Annotated in this window: 22 protein-coding genes; 7 read left to right on the forward strand and 15 right to left on the reverse strand. The window is 64.0% G+C overall.

All coding sequences use genetic code 11. From position 1 onward, the window contains the following. The 8 genes from AC4LFW_RS20290 to AC4LFW_RS20325 form a co-directional block, all read right to left on the reverse strand. Complete coding sequence (locus tag AC4LFW_RS20290; protein WP_491821526.1) at window positions 1-2,157, reverse strand: chemotaxis protein CheA; 2,157 nt, start codon at window positions 2,155-2,157, stop codon at window positions 1-3. Continuing rightward, window positions 2,154-2,453 (reverse strand): STAS domain-containing protein, encoded by a 300-nt coding sequence (locus AC4LFW_RS20295; protein ID WP_491821528.1) that lies wholly within the window; start codon window positions 2,451-2,453, stop codon window positions 2,154-2,156. The genes AC4LFW_RS20290 and AC4LFW_RS20295 overlap by 4 nt, the downstream gene beginning before the upstream one ends. 17 nt (window positions 2,454-2,470) lie before the next feature. Continuing rightward, on the reverse strand, window positions 2,471-2,839 hold the full coding sequence (locus AC4LFW_RS20300) for a response regulator (RefSeq protein WP_491821530.1): 369 nt from the start codon (window positions 2,837-2,839) through the stop codon (window positions 2,471-2,473). Between the two features lie 9 nt (window positions 2,840-2,848). Then, window positions 2,849-4,009: a methyl-accepting chemotaxis protein gene (locus AC4LFW_RS20305; protein WP_491821532.1), complete on the reverse strand. Its 1,161-nt coding sequence runs from the start codon at window positions 4,007-4,009 to the stop codon at window positions 2,849-2,851. Window positions 4,010-4,208: 199 nt separating this feature from the next. Beyond that, complete coding sequence (locus AC4LFW_RS20310) at window positions 4,209-4,832, reverse strand: response regulator (protein WP_491821534.1); 624 nt, start codon at window positions 4,830-4,832, stop codon at window positions 4,209-4,211. Then, on the reverse strand, window positions 4,829-6,625 hold the full coding sequence (locus AC4LFW_RS20315; RefSeq protein WP_491821536.1) for a sensor histidine kinase: 1,797 nt from the start codon (window positions 6,623-6,625) through the stop codon (window positions 4,829-4,831). The genes AC4LFW_RS20310 and AC4LFW_RS20315 overlap by 4 nt, the downstream gene beginning before the upstream one ends. A 14-nt stretch (window positions 6,626-6,639) precedes the next feature. Beyond that, window positions 6,640-7,833 carry a class I SAM-dependent rRNA methyltransferase gene (locus AC4LFW_RS20320; protein WP_491821538.1) on the reverse strand — a complete coding sequence of 398 codons (1,194 nt, stop codon included), beginning with the start codon at window positions 7,831-7,833 and terminating at the stop codon, window positions 6,640-6,642. 312 nt (window positions 7,834-8,145) lie between these two features. Then, a complete protein-coding gene (locus tag AC4LFW_RS20325) occupies window positions 8,146-8,685 on the reverse strand; it encodes a type 1 glutamine amidotransferase domain-containing protein (RefSeq protein WP_491821540.1) in 540 nt (179 codons plus the stop codon). 116 nt (window positions 8,686-8,801) lie between these two features. On the opposite strand from AC4LFW_RS20325, the gene AC4LFW_RS20330 reads away from it, so the two are divergent. The 3 genes from AC4LFW_RS20330 (at window position 8,802) to AC4LFW_RS20340 (ending at window position 11,002) form a co-directional block, all read left to right on the forward strand. Continuing rightward, on the forward strand, window positions 8,802-9,665 hold the full coding sequence (locus AC4LFW_RS20330) for an HDOD domain-containing protein (protein ID WP_491821542.1): 864 nt from the start codon (window positions 8,802-8,804) through the stop codon (window positions 9,663-9,665). Between the two features lie 56 nt (window positions 9,666-9,721). Next, window positions 9,722-10,534 carry a bifunctional DNA-formamidopyrimidine glycosylase/DNA-(apurinic or apyrimidinic site) lyase gene (mutM, locus tag AC4LFW_RS20335; RefSeq protein WP_491821544.1) on the forward strand — a complete coding sequence of 271 codons (813 nt, stop codon included), beginning with the start codon at window positions 9,722-9,724 and terminating at the stop codon, window positions 10,532-10,534. A gap of 126 nt (window positions 10,535-10,660) precedes the next feature. Next, window positions 10,661-11,002 (forward strand): multidrug transporter, encoded by a 342-nt coding sequence (locus AC4LFW_RS20340; RefSeq protein WP_491821546.1) that lies wholly within the window; start codon window positions 10,661-10,663, stop codon window positions 11,000-11,002. 259 nt (window positions 11,003-11,261) lie between these two features. Here the strand turns inward: AC4LFW_RS20340 and AC4LFW_RS20345 are convergent, their stop codons facing one another. From AC4LFW_RS20345 to AC4LFW_RS20355, 3 genes are all read right to left on the reverse strand, one after another. Continuing rightward, the gene (locus AC4LFW_RS20345; protein ID WP_045423623.1) at window positions 11,262-11,513 is read right to left on the reverse strand and encodes a YfhL family 4Fe-4S dicluster ferredoxin; all 252 of its coding nucleotides are present in this window, start codon (window positions 11,511-11,513) and stop codon (window positions 11,262-11,264) included. A gap of 139 nt (window positions 11,514-11,652) precedes the next feature. Next, entirely contained in the window at window positions 11,653-12,135 is a 483-nt protein-coding gene (gene coaD, locus AC4LFW_RS20350) for a pantetheine-phosphate adenylyltransferase (protein WP_045423625.1), read from the reverse strand. Between the two features lie 210 nt (window positions 12,136-12,345). Further along, window positions 12,346-13,776 (reverse strand): coniferyl aldehyde dehydrogenase, encoded by a 1,431-nt coding sequence (locus AC4LFW_RS20355; RefSeq protein ID WP_491821549.1) that lies wholly within the window; start codon window positions 13,774-13,776, stop codon window positions 12,346-12,348. Between the two features lie 126 nt (window positions 13,777-13,902). Between AC4LFW_RS20355 and AC4LFW_RS20360 the strand changes: the two genes are divergently transcribed. Next, on the forward strand, window positions 13,903-14,568 hold the full coding sequence (locus AC4LFW_RS20360; protein ID WP_491821551.1) for a TetR/AcrR family transcriptional regulator: 666 nt from the start codon (window positions 13,903-13,905) through the stop codon (window positions 14,566-14,568). Here the strand turns inward: AC4LFW_RS20360 and AC4LFW_RS20365 are convergent. The 4 genes from AC4LFW_RS20365 to AC4LFW_RS20380 all read right to left on the reverse strand — a co-directional run bounded on the left by AC4LFW_RS20365 (window position 14,551) and on the right by AC4LFW_RS20380 (window position 19,193). Further along, entirely contained in the window at window positions 14,551-15,630 is a 1,080-nt protein-coding gene (locus AC4LFW_RS20365) for a hydrolase (RefSeq protein ID WP_491821553.1), read from the reverse strand. The genes AC4LFW_RS20360 and AC4LFW_RS20365 overlap by 18 nt on opposite strands. Window positions 15,631-15,707: 77 nt before the next feature. Then, window positions 15,708-16,307: a 16S rRNA (guanine(966)-N(2))-methyltransferase RsmD gene (gene rsmD, locus AC4LFW_RS20370; RefSeq protein ID WP_491821555.1), complete on the reverse strand. Its 600-nt coding sequence runs from the start codon at window positions 16,305-16,307 to the stop codon at window positions 15,708-15,710. Then, window positions 16,307-17,848, reverse strand: a complete 1,542-nt coding sequence (locus AC4LFW_RS20375; protein WP_491821557.1) for a M16 family metallopeptidase — start codon at window positions 17,846-17,848, stop codon at window positions 16,307-16,309. Before AC4LFW_RS20375 ends, rsmD begins: the two co-directional genes overlap by 1 nt. Beyond that, the gene (locus AC4LFW_RS20380; protein WP_491821559.1) at window positions 17,841-19,193 is read right to left on the reverse strand and encodes a M16 family metallopeptidase; all 1,353 of its coding nucleotides are present in this window, start codon (window positions 19,191-19,193) and stop codon (window positions 17,841-17,843) included. The genes AC4LFW_RS20375 and AC4LFW_RS20380 overlap by 8 nt, the downstream gene beginning before the upstream one ends. A 235-nt stretch (window positions 19,194-19,428) precedes the next feature. On the opposite strand from AC4LFW_RS20380, the gene ftsY reads away from it, so the two are divergent. From ftsY to ftsX, 3 genes are read left to right on the forward strand one after another with little or no spacing between them, the layout of a single operon-like run. Further along, window positions 19,429-20,766, forward strand: a complete 1,338-nt coding sequence (ftsY, locus tag AC4LFW_RS20385; protein WP_491821561.1) for a signal recognition particle-docking protein FtsY — start codon at window positions 19,429-19,431, stop codon at window positions 20,764-20,766. Beyond that, complete coding sequence (gene ftsE, locus AC4LFW_RS20390) at window positions 20,763-21,434, forward strand: cell division ATP-binding protein FtsE (protein ID WP_491821563.1); 672 nt, start codon at window positions 20,763-20,765, stop codon at window positions 21,432-21,434. The genes ftsY and ftsE overlap by 4 nt, the downstream gene beginning before the upstream one ends. Continuing rightward, window positions 21,431-22,441, forward strand: a complete 1,011-nt coding sequence (gene ftsX / locus AC4LFW_RS20395; protein WP_491821565.1) for a permease-like cell division protein FtsX — start codon at window positions 21,431-21,433, stop codon at window positions 22,439-22,441. The genes ftsE and ftsX overlap by 4 nt, the downstream gene beginning before the upstream one ends. Window positions 22,442-22,530: the final 89 nt, after the last annotated feature.

Below are 22,530 nucleotides of genomic sequence, written 5' to 3' on the forward strand. Positions count from 1 at the left end.
TCAGGTGAGGGTTGCGACAGGGCTGGCCTGGCGCAGGTCGAGTGGCGCGCGGGCGACACGCCCGAGCAACCCTGGAATATCCAGAATCAGGGCAACGGCGCCGCTGCCCAGGATGGTGAAGCCGCTGAAACCGGAGACTTGGTCGAAGACCTTGCTCAGCGGTTTGATCACGGTCTGGAATTCGCCGAGCAACTGGTCGACCACCAGGCCGGCGCGGCTGCCGGCGTAGCGCACCACCACCACGTTTTCGCGGCGCGGCGGCGTGCTGTTCTCGTCGAACAGCTGGCGCAGGCGGATGAACGGCAGGACGTCGCCGCGCAGGTCGAGGTAATCCTGCCCGTCCAGATGGCCCGCCGGCAGTTCGATGCATTCCTCCACCATGTCCAGCGGCACCACATAGCTGGCCTGGCCGACGCCGATGCGGAAGCCGTCGATGATGGCCAGGGTCAGTGGCAGGCGGATGCGCACGCAGGTGCCGATGCCGAGGCTGCTGTCCAGCTCGACGGTGCCGCGCAGGGCCGTGATGTTGCGCTTGACCACGTCCATGCCGACGCCGCGTCCGGAGAGGTTGCTGACGGTTTCGGCAGTGGAAAAGCCCGGTTCGAAGATCAGGTTGAGAATGTCTTTCTCGGCCAGGGCCTGTCCGTCCGCCACCAGGCCGCGCTGCAGGGCCTTGGCCAGGATCTTCTGCGGGTCGAGGCCGCCACCGTCGTCGGAAACCTCGATGACGATGCCGCCGGCCTCGTGGTAGGCATTGAGGCTGACCCGCCCCTGCAACGGCTTGCCGGCAGCGCGACGCACCTCGAGCGGCTCGATGCCGTGATCCATGGCGTTGCGCACCAGGTGGGTCAGCGGATCGCCGATCTTTTCCACCACGGTCTTGTCCAGCTCGGTATCGCCGCCGCTGATCTGCAGCGTGATGTCCTTGCCCAGCTCGCGGGCAACATCGCGCACCACGCGCTGGAAGCGGTTGAACGTGCCGCCGATCTGCACCATGCGCAGGGTCAGCGCCGAGTCACGGACTTCTTCGACCAGCCGCGAGAGCACTTCGGTGGCTTCGACCATGGCGCTCAGCCCGCTGCTCTGGGCGATCATGCGCGCACCGGCGCCGGCAATGATCAGCTCGCCGATGAGGTTGATCAGCTGGTCGAGCTTGCCAGCGTCGACGCGGATCAGGCTGTTGTCGCCGCGCACTCTGGCCGCGGGGGCTGGACCATCGACCGGCGCCTTTTGCTGGCTCGGGGTGGCTTGTGTCATCTCGGCAGCCGTCTCGACCATCGCCGGCACAGGCGCCAGCACGGCGTCCAGTTCGGCGCGGCTGACGCTGGCACAGCGCAGCAGCCGCTCGCCGGCCTCGGCGGCGTCTTCCGGTAGGGCGTCCAGGTGTGCGCGCAAGGCATCGGGTCCGGCCGCCGGCGGCAGGACCTGCACCAGGCTGTCTTCACGGACGAATTCGAAGGCGCCCTCGATCGCGGCCCGGTCGGCATCGCTGGCAAAGGCCAGTTCGAAGCCGAGGTAGCAGCTCTCCGGATCCATCTCGGCGGCGGTCGGCAGCTGCTCGGTGAGCGCCTCGACATGCAGGATGCGACCGAAGGTGTTGAGGTAGCGGAAAAAGGCCAGCGGGTCCATGCCATTGCGCAGGCTGTCCGTGCCGAAGCGCAGCGACAGGTGCCAGTGGCCCCCGTCGCGGCTCATGTCGGCCTCGGTTGCGGCGCTAGCGGAAGCGACCGTTTCGCCGCGGGCTTCGCCTGGAGACGCCTCGAAGTACCTGCCCATGCGGCTGATCAGCGTTTCACCGCGGTCGATGATCGCCACTGGCAGCGCCTCGAGCGAGGCGCCGGCGTCGAGCTGGGCAATCAGCCCGGCCAGGTGGTCGCCTGCCTCGAGCAACAGCGCGCTGAGGGTGCCGTCGATCGGCAGCTCACCACTGCGTACCCGGTCCAGCACGCTCTCGGCCACATGGGTAAAGGCCACGATCAGATCGAAGCCGAACAGCCCGGCCGAGCCCTTGATGGTATGCGCGGCACGAAAGATGGCGTTGAGGGTGTCCGGGTCGTCGGGATTCTGCTCGATGTCGAGCAGGGCCTGCTCCATCTGCTGCAGCAGTTCCTGGCTCTCGGCGATAAAGGTCTGAAGCACTTCGGCCATGTCGATCATGCGTCTGCCTCCTCTGCAGTGGCGAAGAACGACACCAGGCCGCCGATCACCAGCGCCTCGTGCACGGTCTCGCTGCACTCGCCCAGCTGCAGTTCGCCGCCGGCGCGACGGGCTTCCTCGCGTGCCAGCACCAGCAGCTGCAGGCCGGCGCAGTCGATCTCGTCGACAGCCGAGAGGTCCAGGGCCAGCCGACCCGGCGGGTTCAGCTGGTCCAGCAGGGTCGGCTTGCTGTCGGCGGCGCTGTAAATGGTCAGCGAGCCTTCCAGCCGGATGGTGCGGATGTCTTCGGCACTCATGGGAGTTCTCGTCAGGTTCACGGCAGGATCAGCTTGGAGACGGCATTGAGCATCTGTGCCGGCTGGAAGGGTTTGACGATCCAGGCGCGGGCGCCTGCGGCCTGGCCTTCCTGCTTGCGTGCCTCGCCGGCCTCGGTGGTGAGCATGATCACCGGGGTGAACTTGTAGGCCGGCAGCTGCTTGACGGCCTTGAGAAAGGCGATGCCGTCCATGTTCGGCATGTTCACGTCGCTGATCATCAGGTGCACCTTGCGGCCGTCCAGCTTGCTCAGCGCGTCCTTGCCGTCGACCGCTTCGACCACGCTGTAGCCGGCACTCTTGAGGCTGATGCCAACGACCTGGCGGATGGAGGCAGAGTCGTCGACGATGAGAATGGTCTTGCTCATGGCGTGTCCTTAGAAAAACGTGATGTCGGAATCACCGGCCGCGCCGGGGCGCTGACCGCGGTGAATCTGGTGCTGCTCGGGGGTGGTGTAGGTGCGCGCCAGTTCATCCAGCCAGCGCTTGCCGTCCAGCAGCGGAGCGGCCTCGCCGGCGGACCTGCAGCCTTCGCGCAGCTGCAGGTGCTGGTTGAACTTCTCCAGGTCATCGCGGATATGGCCGAGCATCTGGCTGACGCGGTCCTGGAACTGCAGGGATACCAGCACCTCTGCAAGCTCCAGCCCCACCGCCTCGCTGTCTCGGCGCATCGCCTCGCGACCGTCGACCAGCCGCCCGGCGCTCTGGCGCAACTGCCCTATCACCTCGTGAATCACCCGGTTGGCGTTGTCCAGCGCAGCAATGTCCGTGTCGGTGGATGCGCGCGACACATCGAGTGTCTTGTCGATGGCCGCGCTGACCGTCGCGACCGTCTCGCCAATCTTCTGTCCCGTCTCGCCGGACAGCGAAGACAGCTTGCGCACCTCGTCGGCGACCACGGCAAAGCCACGACCGGCCTCGCCGGCGCGCGCCGCTTCGATGGCTGCGTTGAGGGCGAGCAGGTTGGTCTGCTTGGCGATATCGGCGACATCCTTGGCCATGCCGTGCAGTTGCACGGTAAAGCCGGACAGCCGCGTGACCTCCTCGAGCAGGGCCTGCTTGCTGTCCAGGGCCTGGCGCAGGGCGGTGACGATAGCCTCCAGTTCCCGCTCGCTGCTCGACAGCAGATCGACCAGGTCGCTGTCCTGACTGGCATCGATGCTGGCCTGGATGCGCCCGGAGAGCAGGGCGAAACGCTCGGCCAGGGCGGTGATGGCCTGCTCGGTCTGGCTGCGTGCAGTTTCGATATGCTCGGCCCACACCGGAGCCAGCTGCTGGCAGGCGGCTTCTAGTTCGTTATCAGGCAAGGTCACAGGTGCCTCTGTCTCGGGATGTTCAAGGGAACGACGCATTGCCTGCAGCTGACGGTGTTGCCAGGCGCCCGTGGCCAGGCCGGCGGCCAGTACCAGGGCAGCCACTGGCCAGGCGCCAAGGCTTCCGGCACCGCTCCAGAGCACGGCGAGGGCGCCCAACAGCGCGCTTGCCGTAGCAGGGAACGCAGCAGGCAGCAGGCCGGAGGCAGGGGTCGAATCGGTCACTTGGGCAATCTCCGCCGTTTCATTTCAGCGGAGCCAGGGGCCCGCCAACGCTGTGCCCGAGACCACAAGACTGATATCAGTTTGATGGCACGGATTCACGGGCGAAGCATGGCGCAGCCGATGTCAGGCAAACATCGGCTCATTCCGATCCTGCAGTAGGAATTACCGCGACGGGTGTAGGGAAATGCCTACGGGCAGATCACTCGAGGCCCTTGTTCATGGCGTAACGCACGATGTCGGCGTTCGACTGGAAGCCCATCTTCTTCATCAGGCGGGTCTTGTGGGTACTGACCGTCTTGTTGCTGATCACCAGCTGGTCGGCGATCTGGTTGACGCCCAGGCCCTGGCCGAGCAGGCGCAGGATCTGGAACTCGCGGTCCGACAAGGCTTCGACAGGCTGCTCGGGATCGGTGTTGGCCAAGGCGATCTGCTCGGCCAGGCGCGGATCGATATAGCGGCCGCCCTTGGCCACCTTGTGGATGGCGGCCAGCAGGGTTTCCGGATTGTGGTCCTTGGTCAGATAACCGGAGGCGCCGGCACGCAGCGCGCGCAGGGCGATCTGCGGTTCGTTGTGCATGCTCAGTACCAGGATCGGCAGCTTGCTGTGCCCGGTATGCACCCTGGCGATCAGTGCCTCGCCACAGATGCCGGGCATGCTCATGTCCAGCAGCAGCAGGTCGTATTCGCCCTCGCGCAGGCGCTCGAGTACCTGGGCGCCGTTTTCTGCCTCGGCGCTCACCTGCAGAAGTGGATCGAGACCTATGAGCTGCTTGAGCCCCTCGCGCATGATGGCGTGGTCGTCGGCGATAAGCAGGCGGATCATGGCGACTCCTTGACGGGAAGATGCTGGGGAAACAGGGCCTGAACGGTCGTGCCCTGGCCGGGATGGCTGAACACTATGACCTGGCCGCCGAGGGTAAGGCCGCGTTCATGCAGGCCGGCCAGCCCCAGCGAGCGACTGGCGGCCTGGCGCGGGTCGAAGCCCTGCCCGTTGTCATGCACCTCCAGCAGAAAGCTGCCTTCGCGCAGTTGCAGGGTGATCGTCGCTCGGCTCGCCTGGGCATGGCGAGCGACGTTGGTCAGGGCTTCCTGGGCGATGCGGAAGGCCGCGGTCACCCGTGCATCGTCCAGCTCCACCCGCTGGCCGGGCAGGTCGAGGGTGCAGTTCAGGCCGGTATTGCGCTGGAATTCGTCCACCAGCCATTCCAGCGCGGCAACCAGGCCCATGTTCAGCGCGGCCGGGCGCAACTGCGTGGCCAGGTGGCGGACCACCTGGATGGTCCCGTCACAGAGGGTCAGCAGGCGTTCGACCGGGGCGCCGAGCCCTGGCTCGAGGCTGCCGAACTGCAGGCGCAGCATCGAGATGCCCATGCGCAGTGCGGTCAGGTGCTGACCGAGCTCGTCATGGATCTCCCGCGCCACGAGTTTGCGTTCTTCCTCGCGGGCGCTTTCGCGCCGGCTGGCCAGTTCCCGCAGGCGGGCGTTAGAGTCCTCCAGATGGCGTTCGGTGGTGCGGATGCCGGTGATATCCCGGCTGATGGCGATCACGCTGCTGATGAGTCCCTCGCTGTCGAGTTCCGGCACCAGGCGCACCAGCAGGTGTCTGGGCGCTCGCCCGGCTGTGGGCAGGCCATGGACGAACTCCCGTTCGAGGCTCTCGCCCGTCTCGACGGTATAGGCCACCAGGGTCGCGAATTCCTCGTGCTGCTGCTGTTCGAAGCCGAACGCCGGTGCGGTGGCTACCGCTGTTCCGGGTGGCGACCTGTCGTTCAGCAGCCGCTGCAGGGCAGGGTTGGCATAAAGCAGGTGGCAGTCTGGCGAGAAACGTCCGATGCCGTCCGGTGCGTTTTCCACCAGGGTGCGAAAGCGCCGCTCGTTCTCGGTGACCCTGGCCTCCCGCGCCAAGCGCTCGCTGATGTCCTCCAGCCTGAGCAGGGCATACTGGCTGTCGGGATACTGAAACCGTTGAAAGCCAAGCGCCACGGTGACGCGCGTGCCGTCCAGCGGGCTCGTCAGGTCTACCGTGAAGCGGCGCTGGCTGCACAGCTGCTGCCAGAGATGGTCCGAGGCGTGCTCGCGCCATGGCGCGATGGCCTTGTTGAGCGGGCGGTCGAGCAGCGCTGCGAGAGGCTGGCCCAGCAGCCGGCAGGCAGCGCTGTTGGCGAAGCGCAGACAGGTCTGCTTGTCGATCAGCACCATGCCGTCGTTCATCTGGTCCAGAGGAAGGCTCGCCAGCAGCTCGGCCGGCAGTGGCGGCACCTGCAGGCGCAGCAGATATCGGCCAGCGTCACCGGTGTGAACACTGCTCAGGAACTGGCGAACCCAGCGAAACCCGTCCCGATACCGGTAGCGAGCGTCGTCCAGCGCCTGCTCATCGGCTGCAGCGTGTAAACGCAGGGCCCCGACCAATAGCGGGAAATCCGCTGGATGCATAAGCGCATCCAGCCGTGAGGGCGCGCCCTCCGCCTGCTTCAGCAGGCGACAGGCCGCAGGATTGAGCCGCAGCAGCCCGCCGTCCGCATCCAGGATCAGCAGGGGATCGGTCACGATCTGGAAAACCCGCTGCAGGACGGCGAGGTCGCACTCGGGGATGCCCTGGGGTTGCGAGACGTGCACCGAAGGGCACTCGATCAGCTCGGCAACAGCCGGCAGATCAGGCTCTTGATGTAGCGCGTCTCGGTGATTGCCGGGTGCACCGGATGATCCGGGCCCTGGGCGCCGCGCTCAAGCAGCTGGATGTTGCGATCCAGATGGCGAGCGCTGCCGAGCAGGATGTTCTGCAGGTTGTCTTCCTCCAGATGCATCGAGCAGCTGGCGCTGACCAGGATGCCGTCCTTGGTCAGCAGGCGCATGGCGGTTTCGTTCAGACGGCGGTAGGCGGCTTCGCCGTTCTTGATGTCCTTCTTGCGCTTGATGAACGCCGGCGGGTCGGTGATGACCACGTCGAAGCGTTCTTCGGCGTTCTTCAGCTCCTTCATCGCCTCGAAGGCATCGCCTTCCACGCAGGTCATCTTTTCAGCGACCCCATTGAGGGCCGCGTTGCGCTCGACGCCATCGAGCGCGAACGCCGAGGCATCGACACAGAACACTTCGCTGGCGCCGAACGCAGCGGCCTGCACACCCCAGCCGCCGATGTAGCTGAACAGGTCGAGCACGCGCTTGCCCTTGACGTAGGGCGCCAGACGCGCCCGATTCATGCGGTGGTCATAGAACCAGCCGGTCTTCTGGCCCTGCAGTACCGGTGCTTCGAATTTCACGCCGTTCTCTTCCAGCGCGACCCACTCCGGGACTACACCGAACGCGGTATCGACGTAGCGCTCCAGGCCCTCGGCGTCGCGGGCGCTGGAATCGTTCTTCCACAAGACGCCGCGGGGCTTGAGCACCTGCACCAGCGCCTCGAGCACGGCGTCCCTGTTGCGCTCCATGGTGGCCGAGGCCAGCTGCACCACCAGGTGATCGTGGAAGCGGTCCACCACCAGGCCCGGCAGCAGGTCCGAGTCACCGTAGATCAGACGATAGCAGGGCTGGTCGAACAGACGATCGCGCAACGACAGGGCGACCTGGATGCGATGGACCAGCAGTGACTTGTCCAGGCTGTGCTTGAGGTCGCGAGACAACAGGCGGGCGCAGATCAGGTTGTTTGGCGATACCCCGACGATGCCCAGCGGCTTGCCGCCAGCGGCTTCGAGGATCGCCTGGTCACCGGGTTGGAAACCGGACAGCGGAGTGGCTGCGGTGTCCACCTCGTTGCTGTAGACCCACAGATGCCCGGCGCGCAGGCGGCGATCGGCATTGGCTTTGAGGCGCAGGCTGGGCAGGCTCATCGGGAGGGCTCCGGTCAAAGAGCGCGATTATAGGGATAAAAGCCGATAAAAGCGCTGGACGATAACAGCGCTGGACGATGGTCGAGGCTGGGCAGAAGGGCGTTGAAAAGGGTTTGTTTTTGGGGCTGGCTGGAGGTTGGCTGCTCTCCCGGCTTCAAGGAGCACCGAAACCATGTTGCGGTGGATCGATGAAGCGCGATCCACCCTACGTCCAGCCTCCAGCCTCCAGCCTCCAGCCTCCAGCCTCCTTCGGCTTCCAGCTTCCAGCTTCCAGCTTCTAGCTTCCAGCTTCCAGCTTCCTCCCAGCTCCCCTCAGCCCTCGAGGGCCTTGATCAACGCGTCGCTGAATGCCGGGATATCGTCCGGTTTGCGGCTGCTGATGAGGTGGCCGTCGACCACGACCTGCTCATCGACCCAGTCGGCGCCGGCGTTTTTAAGGTCGTCGGTCAGCGAGGGCCAGCTGGTCATGCGCTTGCCCTTGACCAGGTCGGCCGAAACCAGCAGCCAGGCGCCATGGCAGATCACCGCAATGGTCTTGTTGGCGCGCGCGGCGTCACGGACCAGCTCCTGGGCCATTTCGTCGGTGCGGATGGTGTCGGAATTGACCACCCCGCCAGGCAGCAGTACAGCGTCGTAGTCTTCCATGTGGATACTGTCGAAGGTCTTGTCGACATGGAATTTGGTGGCAGGGGTGGTGTGGTTCCAGCCGGTCACTTCGCCGTTGGATGACGAGATGATCTCGGCGGTCGCACCCGCTTGTTCCAGCGCGTCCTTCGGGCCGGTCAGCTCGACCTGCTCGAATCCGTCGGTTACCAGGATCGCGATGCGTTTGCCTTTCAGGGTGTCAGCCATTTCGTTGCCTCCCGTCGATTTGCATGGTGGTGTACTTGAATCCGACCATGAACTCGGTCAAAGTTCGCAGCCTTTCTTCTAGTGGCCTTGTGCTATTCACGAGGCGGGCCGTCACCATGTCAATCGAACTCACCGACGAGCAGATCCGCAGCGTGCTGCAGGGGATCAGTATCCCTCCGCAACCGCAAATCATGGTCGATCTGCAAATGGAACAGGTCATGCCGGAACCCGACCTGCGAGCCATCGCCCGGCTGATCAGCCAGGATCCCGGCCTCTCCGGCGCGTTGCTGAAGACTGTCAATTCGCCCTTCTTCGGCGTCGCCAAGCGCATCGCTTCGATCCAGCAGGCGGTCAACCTGCTGGGCTGCAACTCGGTGGTCAACCTGATCAATGCGCAGTCGATCCGCGGCGAGTTGACCGATGCCGCCATTGTGACCCTCAACCGTTTCTGGGATTCGGCGCAGGACGTCGCCAGCACCTGCCTTGTCCTGGCCAAGCGTATTGGTTACCGGGCTCCTGACGAGGCCTATACCCTGGGCCTTTTCCACAATTGCGGCATCCCGCTGATGCTGGCCCGCTTCCCTGGCTACATGGCTGTTCTCGAAGAAGCCTACGCCAGTGTCGGCGAGGGCACGCGCATCACCGACATCGAGAACCGGGTGTTGCAGACCAATCACGCCGTGGTCGGCTATTTCGTCGCGCGTTCCTGGAAGCTGCCGCAGCCTCTGTGCGAGACCATTGCCAATCACCACAACGCGCTGGCCCTGTTCAACGACGAGTGGGGCGATCCGCAGATCAAGACGCTGCTGGCGATCCTGAAGATGGCCGAGCATATCTGTGCCTGCCATCGCGTCCTTGGCGAGCAGGAGGCGGATCATGAATGGGATGCCGTCTCGCAGCTGGTTCTGGAATACGTAGGCCTGTCGGATTACGACTTCGAATGTCAGCGCGACAGCATCCGCGAACTCGGCCTCGGCTGACCCGGCTGCGCTTTAGCTGCTAAGGTCGCCTTCCTGCCATCCATCGATTCGCCCGTATGCCCGAACTTCCCGAAGTCGAAACCACCCGTCGCGGTATCGCGCCGCATCTTGTCGGGCAACGTGTCAGCCAGGTCGCCGTGCGTGAGCGGCGGCTGCGCTGGCCGATACCCGATGACCTCGACGTGCGCCTGTCCGGGCAGCGTATCGAGGCGGTGGAGCGGCGCGCCAAGTACCTGCTGATCAAGGCTGAAGTGGGAACGCTCATCGCGCATCTGGGGATGTCCGGCAGCCTGCGCCTGGTGCCGGCCGATTTGCCGGTGGGCAAGCATGAGCACGTTGATATCGTGCTGGAGTCCGGCATGGCGCTGCGCTACACCGATCCGCGTCGCTTCGGTGCCCTGCTGTGGAGCGATGATCCGCTGAGCCATGTGCTGCTCGCCAGCCTCGGGCCGGAGCCGCTCAGTGATGCCTTCGATGGCGAGCGCCTGTACCAGATGTCACGTGGGCGCAGCATGGCGATCAAGCCTTTCATCATGGACAACGCGGTGGTGGTCGGTGTGGGCAACATCTACGCGAGCGAGGCGCTGTTCGCGGCGGGGATCGATCCACGGCGGGCCGCCGGTGCGGTGTCGCGGGCGCGTTATATGAAGCTCGCAGCTGAGATCAAGCGGATCCTGGCCTATGCCATCGAGCGCGGCGGCACCACGCTGCGTGATTTCGTGGGTGGCGACGGCAAGCCGGGTTATTTCCAGCAGGAGCTGTTTGTCTACGGTCGGGGTGGGGATCTGTGCAAGAGTTGCGGCTCGACCTTGCGGGAGATTCGCCTCGGTCAGCGTGCCAGCGTCTATTGCGGACGCTGCCAGCGATGACGCGACCGATCGGCCACGCCACTGCACAGGCATTGACGGCGTTCACGATCAACAACCGCTGGCCGCTGCTATAGTGGCCGTCACAACTATCATCTGCCTCGTTTCGCCCAGCTGAAGGACCACACCATGAATCTGTTTCGCTCCACTGCTGTTGCCTTGGCCCTGACAACCGGTCTGCTGACCATGCCTGTGCAGGCGCAGTCGGTGCAGCAGAACGCCAGCGGCGATCCGATGTACACCGTCGAGGCGCCCAAGGCCTTTTCCATTGTCGGAGATCTGTTGATCGCCCGCCCGCTGTTGATCGCGGCGACCGCCATCGGTGCGGGTCTGTTCGTTGTCAGCCTGCCGTTCAGCGCCCTGGGTGGCGGCATCAAGGAGACTGGCCAGGCGTTGGTGGTCGAGCCGGGCGCCGCGACCTTCGCCCGTTGCCTGGGTTGTACCCGCGTCGGCTACAACCGCCAGGACTGATCCGGCGGTCAGCTTTACCGGTCGGAAGCATCCGGCCTGCCTCACGGCCTCGCCGCTTATCGCGTGCGGGGCCGTGTCGTTTCTGGCTGGTGCGTGTCTAGCGTGCTGCGCGGCAGCAGGCACGCTGTGGCAATGACAGCACAGCAGTCATGGTCGGCCTGAACTCATGCGGTGGGTCAGGCAGCTCTTGCTACGGTGTGAAAGACAGGCGCCTGCTGGGCGGGTGTGACCTCGCCTGCAGGCAAGATCGGAGGGTAGATCAGGCTTTGCCGGTGATGATCATGTATTTCTGCATCAGCTCGTCCTTGCTCTCGACATTGCTTTCATCGAGCGGGATGCAGTCCACCGGGCAGACCTGCTGGCACTGCGGTTCGTCGTAGTGGCCGACGCATTCGGTACAGAGGTTGGGATCGATGACATAGATTTCCTCACCCTGGGAAATCGCGCTGTTCGGGCACTCGGGCTCGCACACGTCGCAGTTGATGCAGTCATCGGTGATTATCAGGGACATCCAGCGTGCTCCAGCTGCGGCATGAGCCGCAGCGCAGGTATAAACGGGCCGCCAATTTTGCCGCATCGGGCCGCCCGGTGCACGTGGCAGTGATCGCCCTTCTGTCGGTAACCGTCCGGCGAGTGGAGCCCTGGTGCCTTTAGCGCGAGGCGTAGCGCTCGGTCAGTGCCTTCATCACCGAGGGGTGGACGAATTTGCTGACATCACCCCCGAGTCGCGCAATCTCGCGGACCAGGGTCGAGGAAATATAGGAAAACTTTTCAGACGGAGTCAGAAACAGGCTTTCCACGTCCGGGACCAGCTGGCGGTTCATGTTGGCCAGCTGGAATTCATATTCGAAGTCCGACACTGCCCGCAGGCCGCGCAGCAGCACGTTGGCCTTCTGCTCGGTGACGAAGTGCGCCAGCAACGTGGAGAAACCCATGACCTTGACGTTCGGCAGATGCGAGGTCACTTCCTTGGCCAGTGCGACGCGCTGCTCGAGCGGGAACAGGGGATTCTTGTTCGGGCTGGCAGCGACGGCAATGATGACTTCGTCGAACAGGCGCGAGGCGCGCTCGACCAGGTCGGTATGGCCCATGGTGATCGGGTCGAAGGTTCCCGGATACAGCACTCGATTCATCGCGGCGTCCTGACGCATGCGTGGGGGGTGGATGGTAGCGGCTCGGTGTCGGCAGCGTAAAGCATCAAAGCGGATGGCTGCCGAATGTCAGCACAACGATGCCGTTCACGCATTTTTCAATCGTTCGGCCAATTGACGGATTAGCTCAGATACCAACGTGTGATCGCAATTTGCAGCCACGACGGGGCCGGCCCGTATCTGTCACGGCTGTCAGCGCACGAAGAGCTTGTAGATCAGTTTCTGCAGGCCCTTGCCATAAGGGGGATAGATCATCCGGGCAGCATTGAAACGTTGCTTGATAAAGACGCCCTTGGCCTTGCTGAACGTAAGGAAACCGTCGTGCCCATGGTAATGACCCATTCCCGACGGGCCGACACCACCGAAGGGCAGGTCATCCTGGGCGACATGCAGCAGGGTGTCGTTGAGGCAGACCCCGCCGGAGTGGGTCTGCTGGAGGATGCGGCGTTGCTCGGCCTTGTTGTATCCGAAGTAATAGAGCGCCAGCGGGCGTGGCCGTGCATTGACGTAGCTGATTGCGTCGTCGATGCCGTCGTAGGGGACAACTGGTAGCAGCGGACCGAAGATCTCGTCCTGCATCACCTGCATGTCATCGTTCACATCGAGCAGCAGCCAGTGTGGCATTCGGCGCTCCTGGCCCCGCTCGAACAGTGGCAGCAAACGCGCCCCCTTGGCCTGGGCGTCGTCCAGGTAGCCCTGCAGCCGGGCATGCTGGCGACGGTTGATGATCGAGGTGTAGTCGGGATTGTCTGCCAGCTGGGGGTAGAAACGCTGAACCACCTTTCGATAGGCCTCGACAAAGCCATCGATGCGCTGCCGTGGGATCAGCACGTAGTCGGGCGCGACACAGGTCTGTCCCGCATTGAGCGTCTTGCCAAAGGCGATGCGCTCGGCAGCGTCGGCGAGCGGCACGTCGTCCGAGACGATAGCAGGCGATTTGCCACCCAGTTCGAGTGTCACCGGGGTCAGGTTTTCAGCGGCGGCGCGCATCACCTCACGACCCACACGGGTGCTGCCGGTGAACAGCAGGTGGTCGAAAGGTAGCCTGGAAAACGCGATGCCCACATCTGCCTCGCCGAGGACAACCGCGACCTGATCCTCGGGAAAGATTTGCGCGAGCAACTCCTTGACTAGCTGGCCGGTGACCGGCGTGGACTCGCTCATCTTCAGCATCACCCTGTTGCCGGCGGCCAAGGCGCCGATCAGCGGACCGATGGCCAGGTACAACGGGTAATTCCACGGCACGATGATGCCGACCACCCCGAGCGGCTGGTAGACCACGCGAGCGCTTGCAGGCTGAAAGGCCAGCCCAACCGAGCGCCGAGATGGTTTCATCCAGCGTCGCAGGTTGCGCTGTGCATGCCGAATGCCGTGCAGGCTCGGCATGATCTCTGCCAGCCGGGTTTCGTCCGCCGAGCGATGCCCGAAATCCCGGCTGATGGCCTCGATCAAGGCTTGCTGCTGGCTGTGGAGAAGATCGCGCAAGGCCTCGAGCCACTGCAACCTCTCCTCGGCGCCGGGCCTGGGGTTCGCTGTAAAAGCAATGCGCTGACGATCCATGATCGAAGGCAGCCGCTCGATGACGAGGTGCGTCTGGTCCAGGTAGGCGATATCGGCAAGCACGGGCAGAGCTCCGAAAAGTTGAGCAACTTATTTAGAGTGATTGCTCTAATCTGTCAATCGAGCTGCCTTACGGGCGGTGGAAAAGGTACCTTTGCAGCCTGTGCCCAGCCAATCCTGAACGCCAGAATGCCGCCAAAACCCAAGACCCGAGAACGAATCCTGCTGGCCAGCCTCGAGCTGTTCAATACCCAGGGCGAACGCAGCGTGACGACCAATCACATCGCGGCACATCTGCAGATTTCGCCGGGCAACCTGTATTACCACTTCCGCAACAAGCAGATGATCATCGCCGAGTTGTTCGACCGCTACGAGGCTGCCGTTGATGATTTCATGCAGCTGCCGGATGGTCGTGCCGTGACCATGGACGACAAAACCTTCTACCTCGAATCGCTGCTCGCGGCGATGTGGCAGTACCGCTTCATCCACCGCGATCTCGAGCATCTGCTGGGTGAGGATCACCAATTGGCCACGCGGTACCGCGGATTCGCCGACAGGCACCTGCACGTGGCCCGGCGGATTTACCAGGGATTTGTCGATGCCGGATTACTGGCCATGACCGAATCGCAGGTCGAGGCCGTTGCGCTTAATGCGTGGATTATCGTGACGTCCTGGGTTCGGTTCCTCTGTACGACTGGCGAACGACCTGAAGGTGTCAGCGAGCTGATGCTGCGGCGTGGTATCTATCAGGTGCTGGTGCTCGAAGAGGGGTTTGTAGTCGAACATGCCCGGCCTGCTTTCAATGAGCTGTGCAACCGCCTGGATGTGCCTCTGGCATCAGTCTTCGGCCAGTGAAAGCGCACGGTCATCCGCCATGGAGGTTGCCGTGCCCCTGGGTTCCATCAGCCACGCTGGCACCCGTCGCTCCAGATAATAGCCTGGCTTGTGCAGCGGACCCTCGACGAAGCCGACATGGCCTCCGGTGGCATGCAGTTCCAGTGTGGTGGTGGCTGATAGCTCGTCGGGCTCGGGCACGCTGTGGCGGAAGACAAAGGGGTCGTCTTCGGCCTGGATCAGCAGGGTGGGGATGCGGATGTCGGGCAGGAAGTAGCGGCTCGATGCGCGTCGGTAGTAATCGGCTGCGTCGGCGTAGCCGTGCAGTGGGGCGGTGAAACGGCCATCGAAATCCCAGAAGGTGCGCATGCCATCCAGCGAGCCAAGGCCTTGTAGCATGGACAGGTGTTCCTCATTGCCCAGGCGGGTGAACAGCCGCTGCTTGTCCTTCACGTAGGCGACCATTTCACGCATGAAATGCGCCTGGTAGACGCGTGAAAAGCCGAGGCCGATGCGGTCGGCGCATTGGTCCAGCCGGAAGGGCACGGATACCGCAACGGCTTTGTGCAGCGGTGCCGCCCGGCCCGTTTCGCCGAGATACTTGAGCAGCACGTTGCCGCCCAGTGAGTAGCCCACCGCGTATAGCGGTGCCTGCGGTCGTGTAGTCAGCAGATGCGCGATGACTTCGGCCAGGTCATCGCTGGCGCCGGAATGATAGGCACGCGGCAGCAGGTTCGACTCACCCGAGCAGCCGCGCCAGTTGATCGCTACGCTGGCCCAATCCTGGGAGGCCAGCCTTTGTTGCAGGCCGAGCACATAGAGCGAGCGCGATGAGCCCGTCAGGCCGTGCAGTACCAGGACCAGCGGCGCTTCGGGATCATGCGGCCCGTGCCAGTCGAGGTCGATGAAATCGCCATCGGCCAGCCAGAGCCGTTCGCGGCGCCGCCGCAACGCTGGGGCGCGCCGGCAGAACGGATTCCAGAGGGTCTGCAGGTGACCCCCGGGCAGCCACCAGGCCGGGGCAAAGGGGCGAGCCGTTTCGGAGACTGTACCGATACCGGTATCTGGAATGGTGGCGGACATGGATGCCCCTGAGCATTTGCGTGTGGCCGACGTCTCTTGCTTCGGTCCAGCCTGGTCGGCTGGACCGCTGATGACACCTAGGCTTCGCCGCTGCGTTCCCACAACGCATAGTTCACTTTGCCGGCCTGCTTTTCACGGTGCAGGCGCCAGTTGCCAGGCAGGCCAAGACTCGAGGGCAGGGCTTCGCTCTCGGTATAGACCCAGGCTTGCGTGGCAAGCCAGCCTTTGTTCTCCAGCAATTCACAGGTGGGTTGCAGAAGGTTCTTGTTGAACGGCGGATCGAGAAACACCAGGTCGAAGGGCGTCGGCGACTGGGTTTCCAGATAGCGCAGCGCATCGCTTTGCAACAGCTGGCCCTGACCGCACTTGAGGGTGTCCAGGTGTTTGCGCAGGCTGGCGATGGCGTTGGCATTTACGTCCAGCGCGAGGGCCATGCTGGCGCCCCGCGACAGCGCTTCAAGATAGAGCGCGCCACTGCCGGTATACGGATCGAATACACGGGCACCGGACAGGTAAGGCGCGAGCCAGTTGAAGAGTGTTTCACGCACGCGATCGGGTGTCGGTCGCAGGCCCTCGGCATCGGGGAATCCGAAGCGCCGGCTGCGCCATTCTCCGCCGATGATGCGCAACTGACCCTGGCCGCCGTGGGCAGAGGGGCGAACGGGTGGATTGGTCATCAGTGCTCCGGAACGCTGCTGGGTTGTTCGAGAGGCTGGGCGCTGGGCGCCGGCAGCGGCTTTTGCTCGACCTGCGGTCCGGCCGTGACGATGACGAACTCATCCGGGCTCAGGTGCTTGTTCATCGCCGTCTTAACGTCTTCCACCGACAGCGCCTGGACTTGCTGCATGAAATCTTCCAGGTAGGTCAGCGGCAGGTTATAGAAGCCTATGCTGCCGAGCTGGCCCACGATGTCGGCATTGCTGGCGGTGGACAGGGGAAAGCTGCCTGCAACCTCGCGCTTGCTGCGCTCGAGTTCGGCAAAGGTCGGCCCGTTCTGCAGGAAATCGGCGACCAGTCGTTGCACCAGTTCCAGTGTGCCTTCGGCCAGTTCGGCGCGGGTTTGCAGGTTGATCATGAAGGGGCCGGCAACCTGCATCGGGCTGAAGCCGGAATAGACACCATAGGTCAGGCCGCGTTTTTCCCGGACTTCCTCCATCAGACGTGTGCCGAAACCGCCGCCACCGAGAATCTGGTTGCCGAGATACAGCGCGGCGTAGTCGGGGTGGCCACGAGGAATGCCTAGCTGTGCCAGCATCAGGTGGGTCTGGTTGGACGGAAACTCGATGCGCTGCATGCCCGGTGTTGGCTCGTCCGGCGAAGGCGGTGGCGGCAGTGCCGGTCCTTGGGGCAACGCGGCGGAAACCTGGGCGGCGATGGCTTCGGCCTCCTCGCGGCTGAGGTCGCCGACCAGGGCGATGACGGCATTGCCGGCGGTATAGGCTTTCTGATGGAACGCCCGCAGCTCGGCCACGCTGATGCCGGGGATCGATTCCGGTGTGCCTTCGCTGGCATGTGCGTAGGGGTGATTGCCGTACAGCTGTTCGAACAGCTCGAGGCTGGCCAGCTTGCCCGGGTTCTGCTTCTGGAATTCGAACCCGGCCAGCACCTGGTTCTTGATGCGCTGCAGCGAGTCTTGTGGAAAAGCCGGCTGCCCCAGTACCTGGCTGAACAGCTGCAGAGCAGCTTCACGTTTGTCTGGCGCGCTGAGGCTGCGCAGGCTTGCGACCGCCATGTCGCGGTAGGAGCCGTTGCCGAATTCCGCGCCGAGGCCTTCGAAACCTTCGGCAATGGCAGTCACGTCCTTGCCTTCGACGCCTTCGTTGAGCATGGCATTGGTCAGCATCGCCAGACCGGGCACGCCGTCGTCATGGCTACTGCCCGCAGCGAAGGTCAGGCGCAGGTCGAACATCGGCAGCTGGTGGGCTTCGACGAACAGCACCCTGGCGCCGCCCTCCGTCTCCCAGCTCTGGATGTCCAGTTCACGGCGACCCAGCGGTTTGTCGCCGAGCTCGTCCAGGGACTCCAGTCGGGTGCGTTCTGCCTCGGCTTCCCGGGCGATGGCCTGTCCGGATTCGGCCGGTGTGGCCACGGATGCCTCATTGGGTACCGGAATGACTGCGGCGGTCTCGCTGGATCCATCGCTACAGGCGGCCAGGCCCAGGCAGGATACCAGCGCCAGGCCGAGCAGGCCGCGACGCAACAGGTGGCGATCACTCATCGCTGGACTCCTCGGGTAGAACATGGGCGACGCTCAGGCGTGAGCGGGTAAAGAAGGTGCGAGCGGCACTCTGGATGTCTTCCGGCGTAACCGCTTCGAGGGCGCTGAGCTCCTCGTCCATCAGTCGCCAGGACAGCCCCACGGTCTCCAACTGCCCAATGGTCGTCGCTTGCTGGGTAATGGAGTCGCGCTCGTAAACCAGGCCAGCGATGACCTGGGCGCGGACCCGCTCGAGCTCCTCGGCTGAAGGCGCACGCTGCTTGAGTTGTTCGAGCTGCTCCCAGAGCCCCGTTTCGACCTCTTCGAGGGTCCGGCCTTTCTGCACGTTCGGCGCGGCACTGAGCACGAACAGGGTGTCGCCGCGGGCATAGGCGTTGTACCAGGCCGAGGCGCTGGTCACCAGTTCCTCGCCGCGCTCGAGCCGCTGCGGCAGGCGCGCACTGTAGCCACCGTCGAGCAGCGCGGTGATCAGGCGCAGCGCGTGAATCTGCCTCGGCTCGCCACCGGTGGCCAGGCTCGGCGTGTTGAACGCCATGATCAGGCTGGGTACCTGCGTCTGTACCTGCAGGCGCAGTCGGCGCTCGCCGGGTTCGTTCAGCTCGAGGGGACGCTTGGCGTTCGGCACGTCCCTTTTCTCGATCGGCCCGAAGTAGCGTTCGGCCAGGGTCCGTACCTCCTCCACCGTGACGTCGCCGACCACTACGAGGGTGGCGTTGTTGGGCGCATACCAGCGCTCGTACCAGGTGCGCAGCTCCTCGACGGTCATCCGTTTCAGGTCGGCCATCCAGCCAATGGTCGGGATGTGATAGCCGCTGGCAGGGTAGGCCATCGCCTCGAAGCGCTCGAAGGCCAGCGCGCTGGGCTTGTCATCGGTGCGCAGGCGCCGCTCTTCCATGATCACCTGGATCTCACGCTCGAACTCCTCCGGCGGCAGTTTCAGGCTCGCCAGGCGATCGGCCTCCAGTTCGAAGGCAACGGCCAGCCGGTCACGGGCCAGCACCTGGTAGTACGCCGTGTAGTCGTCACTGGTAAAGGCGTTTTCCTCAGCGCCCAGTTCGCGCAGGATGCGCGAGGCCTCGCCGGGCCCCAGCTTGCGGCTGCCCTTGAACATCATGTGCTCAAGGGCGTGAGACAGGCCGGTCTGGCCGGGCGACTCGTAGCTGGAGCCGACCTTGTACCAGAGCTGGGATACCACAACGGGCGCACGATGGTCTTCGCGCACGATGACCTTGAGGCCGTTGTCCAGGAAGAATTCGTGGGTGGGCTGGGTGTCGGCAGCAACTACCAGTGGTAGGTATAGGGCGCCGAGCAGCAGGGCTGCGGCGCGGCGTAGCATCGGAGGCATAGAAAAGGCTCGTTCAGTGATGATTCCGCCTGCGGCGTCGCCGGCTGGTGCGGACACGCAGGTCATGGTACTGGGGCCTCGGTGCCAGGGCAAAGGCCTGGGGCCCGCTTGCCCGTCGGCAGACGATGGGGCGGATGGCCACGCTTAGCGAAGGCCGATGCTCAGTGCTAGGATAGCGCCCGTCTGGCCGGTGGCGTGGCCGCCGGCGTATCGCCCTCTTGAGAAAATTTTCTCCATGTTTGGTTCCAACGACGATAAGAAGGCGCCGGCCGCGGCTGGCGAGAAGAAAGGCTTGTTCGGCTGGCTGCGCAAGAAGCCGCAGGCTCCCGCGGCCGAGCCACCGCCTGCCGAGCCGCTGGAAGACAGCCAGCCGTTCGCTGACGAGCCCGATGCTGCAGCGCGCGACGAGGCACAGGCACGCGAAGAGTCCGGGCGCGCTGAGCCTGAGACCGCCCAGACGGAGGCGGAAGTCGCACCACTGATCAAGCCGGACGCAGGGCTGCGGACCGAGCCCGAGCCCGAACCTGTACCGGAACTCGTTCAGCCTGAAGAGGTGCCCGAATCGCCGCTGCTCGCGGAGATTGCCGTCGAGCCTGCCGCGGCACCGGCCATACAGGAGCCTCCAGCCAAGCTGGGCTTCTTCGCCCGGCTCAAGCAAGGCCTGTCGAAGACCAGCGCCAGCATTGGCGAGGGCATGGCCAGTCTGTTCCTGGGCAAGAAGGCCATCGACGACGATCTGCTCGAAGAGCTGGAAACGCGCCTGCTGACCGCCGATGTCGGCGTCGAGGCCACCACGGCGATCATGCAGAACCTGGCGCGGCGGGTATCGCGCAAGGAGCTGGCCGACAGTGGGGCGTTGTACAAGGCGCTGCAGGAAGAACTGGCCAGCCTGCTCAAGCCGGTCGAGCAACCGCTTCAGATAGATAGCAGCAAGCGACCTTTCGTGATTCTCGTCGTCGGCGTAAACGGCGTCGGCAAGACGACCACCATCGGCAAACTGGCGAAGAAGCTGCAGCTGGAAGGCAAGAAAGTCATGCTGGCGGCCGGTGATACCTTCCGCGCGGCGGCCGTCGAGCAGTTGCAGGTCTGGGGTGAGCGCAACAACATCGCGGTGATCGCGCAGCATACGGGAGCCGACTCCGCGTCGGTGATCTTCGATGCGGTGCAGGCCGCCAAGGCGCGAGGCATCGACGTGCTGATCGCCGACACCGCCGGCCGTCTGCATACCAAGGACAACCTGATGGAAGAGCTCAAGAAGGTCCGTCGGGTGATGGGCAAGCTCGACGACAGCGCTCCCCACGAAGTCCTGCTGGTGCTTGATGCCGGTACCGGGCAGAACGCCATCAACCAGACCAAGCAATTCAACCAGTCTGTCGAGCTCACCGGGCTGGCGCTGACCAAGCTCGATGGCACCGCAAAGGGCGGCGTGATCTTTGCCCTGGCCAAGCAGTTCGGCAAGCCGATTCGCTATATCGGTGTCGGGGAGGGGATTGACGACCTGCGCACCTTCGAGGCGGATGCATTCGTCAATGCGTTGTTCGCTGAAAAGGGAGCGGGCGGGGCCTCGTCATGATCCGATTCGAACAGGTCGGCAAACGCTATCCCAACGGCCATATCGGGTTGCATGAACTTTCCTTTCATGTGCAGCGCGGTGAGTTTCTCTTCGTCACCGGACATTCCGGTGCCGGCAAGAGCACGCTGTTGCGCCTTCTTCTGGCAATGGAGCGGCCTACCAGCGGCAAACTGCTGCTCGCCGGACAGGATCTGTCACGGATCGGCAACGCGCAGATCCCCTTTCTGCGTAGGCAGATCGGCGTGGTGTTCCAGAACCACCAGCTGCTGTTCGATCGCACCGTATTCGATAATGCCGCGCTGCCCCTGCAGATTCTTGGGCTTGGCAAGCGCGAGATAGGCCAGCGGGTGATGACCGCGCTGGAGCGCGTCAGCCTGAAGGACAAGGCTCTGCAATATCCGTCCGACCTGTCCACAGGTCAGCAGCAGCGCGTCGGTATCGCACGCGCCGTGGTTCACCGTCCGGCACTGCTGCTCGCTGACGAACCAACCGGTAACCTCGACCCCCGACTGGCCGCAGAAATCATGGGAGTCTTCGAAGATATCAATCGCCTAGGCACTACCGTGCTGATCGCCAGTCATGACCTGGCCCTTATTGCCCGGATGCGCCATCGCATGCTCACGCTGCAGCGAGGCCGATTGATCGGTGACGGGGAGGCCGCCCGATGAGTACGCCTGAGCAGAACCCGAATCCCGTCGAGCGCGCCGGTGGCGTGCGCAGCAAGCCCGAGCAGCCCGCCAGCGACGAGCCAGGCTTCAAGGTGTTGTTCCACGCGTGGCTGGAAAGCCACCGCGCCAGCATGGTCGACAGCATTCGTCGTCTGGTGAAGCAGCCCATCGGCAGCTTCTTTACCTGCCTGGTCATGGCCGTCGCCCTGAGCCTGCCCATGGGACTGGCTCTGTTGCTGGACAACGTCGAGCGGCTTGGTGGCTCCTGGCAACGCGCAGCGCAGATCTCGCTGTTCATGCAGCTGGATATCGATGCGCAGCAGGGGCAGGCACTCCGTGAGGAAATCCAGGCGATGCCGGATGTGTCGGAAGCCAGCTGGATCAGCCGCGAGCAGGCGCTGGAGGAATTTCAGCAATTGTCCGGTCTGGGTGAGGCGTTGCGCGAGCTGCCGGATAACCCCTTGCCAGGCGTGATCCTGGTGACCCCAAGTGAGGTGGATCGAGACAATCTCGAAGCACTGCGTCAGCGCCTGTCTGAACTACCCGGAGTCGAGCAGGCGCAGCTGGACCTGGTCTGGGTGGAACGGCTGACCGCAATCCTCAGGCTCGGCGATCGCTTCGTCTTCGGCCTGAGCCTGCTGCTGATCGCAACCCTGCTGCTGGTAATCGGTAATACGATCCGCCTGCATATCGAGAACCGGCGAACCGAAATTGAGGTAGTCAAACTGGTGGGCGGAACCGACGGTTATGTTCGTCGCCCGTTTCTGTATATGGGTGTGCTGTACGGGCTGGGTGCCGGTCTGATTGCCTGGGCCCTGCTGGCCTATGGCCTGGGGTGGCTCAATGAGGCGGTAGTAGGTCTGGCCGGGCTCTACGGCAGCGATTTCGGCCTGGCCGGGGTGCCGACCGAAGATGGCCTGTCGCTGGTGCTTGGCGCCTTGCTGCTGGGTTACATCGGCGCCTGGCTGGCCGTGGCCCGCCACCTGAGCGAGCTTGCTCCTCGTTGATAACTAGTTGTTATATAAGGGGTTTTCAGGAAGCCTGTGGAACTTTTCTGCAGGCTTGCAGTCTGACTCGGCAGTGCTAAACTGCTGCA

It is taken from the genome of Stutzerimonas sp. C6.4V (assembly GCF_058536345.1).

Coding starts and splice junctions, on each gene's coding strand:
- AC4LFW_RS20345 (WP_045423623.1), bottom strand. CDS start 11,513: ATGTCCCTGATAATCACCGATGACTGCATCAACTGCGACGTGTGCGAG.
- AC4LFW_RS20325 (WP_491821540.1), bottom strand. CDS start 8,685: ATGGCTGACACCCTGAAAGGCAAACGCATCGCGATCCTGGTAACCGAC.
- AC4LFW_RS20310 (WP_491821534.1), bottom strand. CDS start 4,832: ATGATCCGCCTGCTTATCGCCGACGACCACGCCATCATGCGCGAGGGG.
- AC4LFW_RS20360 (WP_491821551.1), top strand. CDS start 13,903: ATGCCGCCAAAACCCAAGACCCGAGAACGAATCCTGCTGGCCAGCCTC.
- AC4LFW_RS20295 (WP_491821528.1), bottom strand. CDS start 2,453: ATGAGTGCCGAAGACATCCGCACCATCCGGCTGGAAGGCTCGCTGACC.
- AC4LFW_RS20365 (WP_491821553.1), bottom strand. CDS start 15,630: ATGTCCGCCACCATTCCAGATACCGGTATCGGTACAGTCTCCGAAACG.
- coaD (WP_045423625.1), bottom strand. CDS start 12,135: ATGAATCGAGTGCTGTATCCGGGAACCTTCGACCCGATCACCATGGGC.
- ftsY (WP_491821561.1), top strand. CDS start 19,429: ATGTTTGGTTCCAACGACGATAAGAAGGCGCCGGCCGCGGCTGGCGAG.
- AC4LFW_RS20340 (WP_491821546.1), top strand. CDS start 10,661: ATGAATCTGTTTCGCTCCACTGCTGTTGCCTTGGCCCTGACAACCGGT.
- AC4LFW_RS20290 (WP_491821526.1), bottom strand. CDS start 2,157: ATGATCGACATGGCCGAAGTGCTTCAGACCTTTATCGCCGAGAGCCAG.
- AC4LFW_RS20330 (WP_491821542.1), top strand. CDS start 8,802: ATGTCAATCGAACTCACCGACGAGCAGATCCGCAGCGTGCTGCAGGGG.
- AC4LFW_RS20300 (WP_491821530.1), bottom strand. CDS start 2,839: ATGAGCAAGACCATTCTCATCGTCGACGACTCTGCCTCCATCCGCCAG.
- AC4LFW_RS20380 (WP_491821559.1), bottom strand. CDS start 19,193: ATGCCTCCGATGCTACGCCGCGCCGCAGCCCTGCTGCTCGGCGCCCTA.
- rsmD (WP_491821555.1), bottom strand. CDS start 16,307: ATGACCAATCCACCCGTTCGCCCCTCTGCCCACGGCGGCCAGGGTCAG.
- ftsX (WP_491821565.1), top strand. CDS start 21,431: ATGAGTACGCCTGAGCAGAACCCGAATCCCGTCGAGCGCGCCGGTGGC.
- mutM (WP_491821544.1), top strand. CDS start 9,722: ATGCCCGAACTTCCCGAAGTCGAAACCACCCGTCGCGGTATCGCGCCG.
- AC4LFW_RS20320 (WP_491821538.1), bottom strand. CDS start 7,833: ATGAGCCTGCCCAGCCTGCGCCTCAAAGCCAATGCCGATCGCCGCCTG.
- AC4LFW_RS20375 (WP_491821557.1), bottom strand. CDS start 17,848: ATGAGTGATCGCCACCTGTTGCGTCGCGGCCTGCTCGGCCTGGCGCTG.
- ftsE (WP_491821563.1), top strand. CDS start 20,763: ATGATCCGATTCGAACAGGTCGGCAAACGCTATCCCAACGGCCATATC.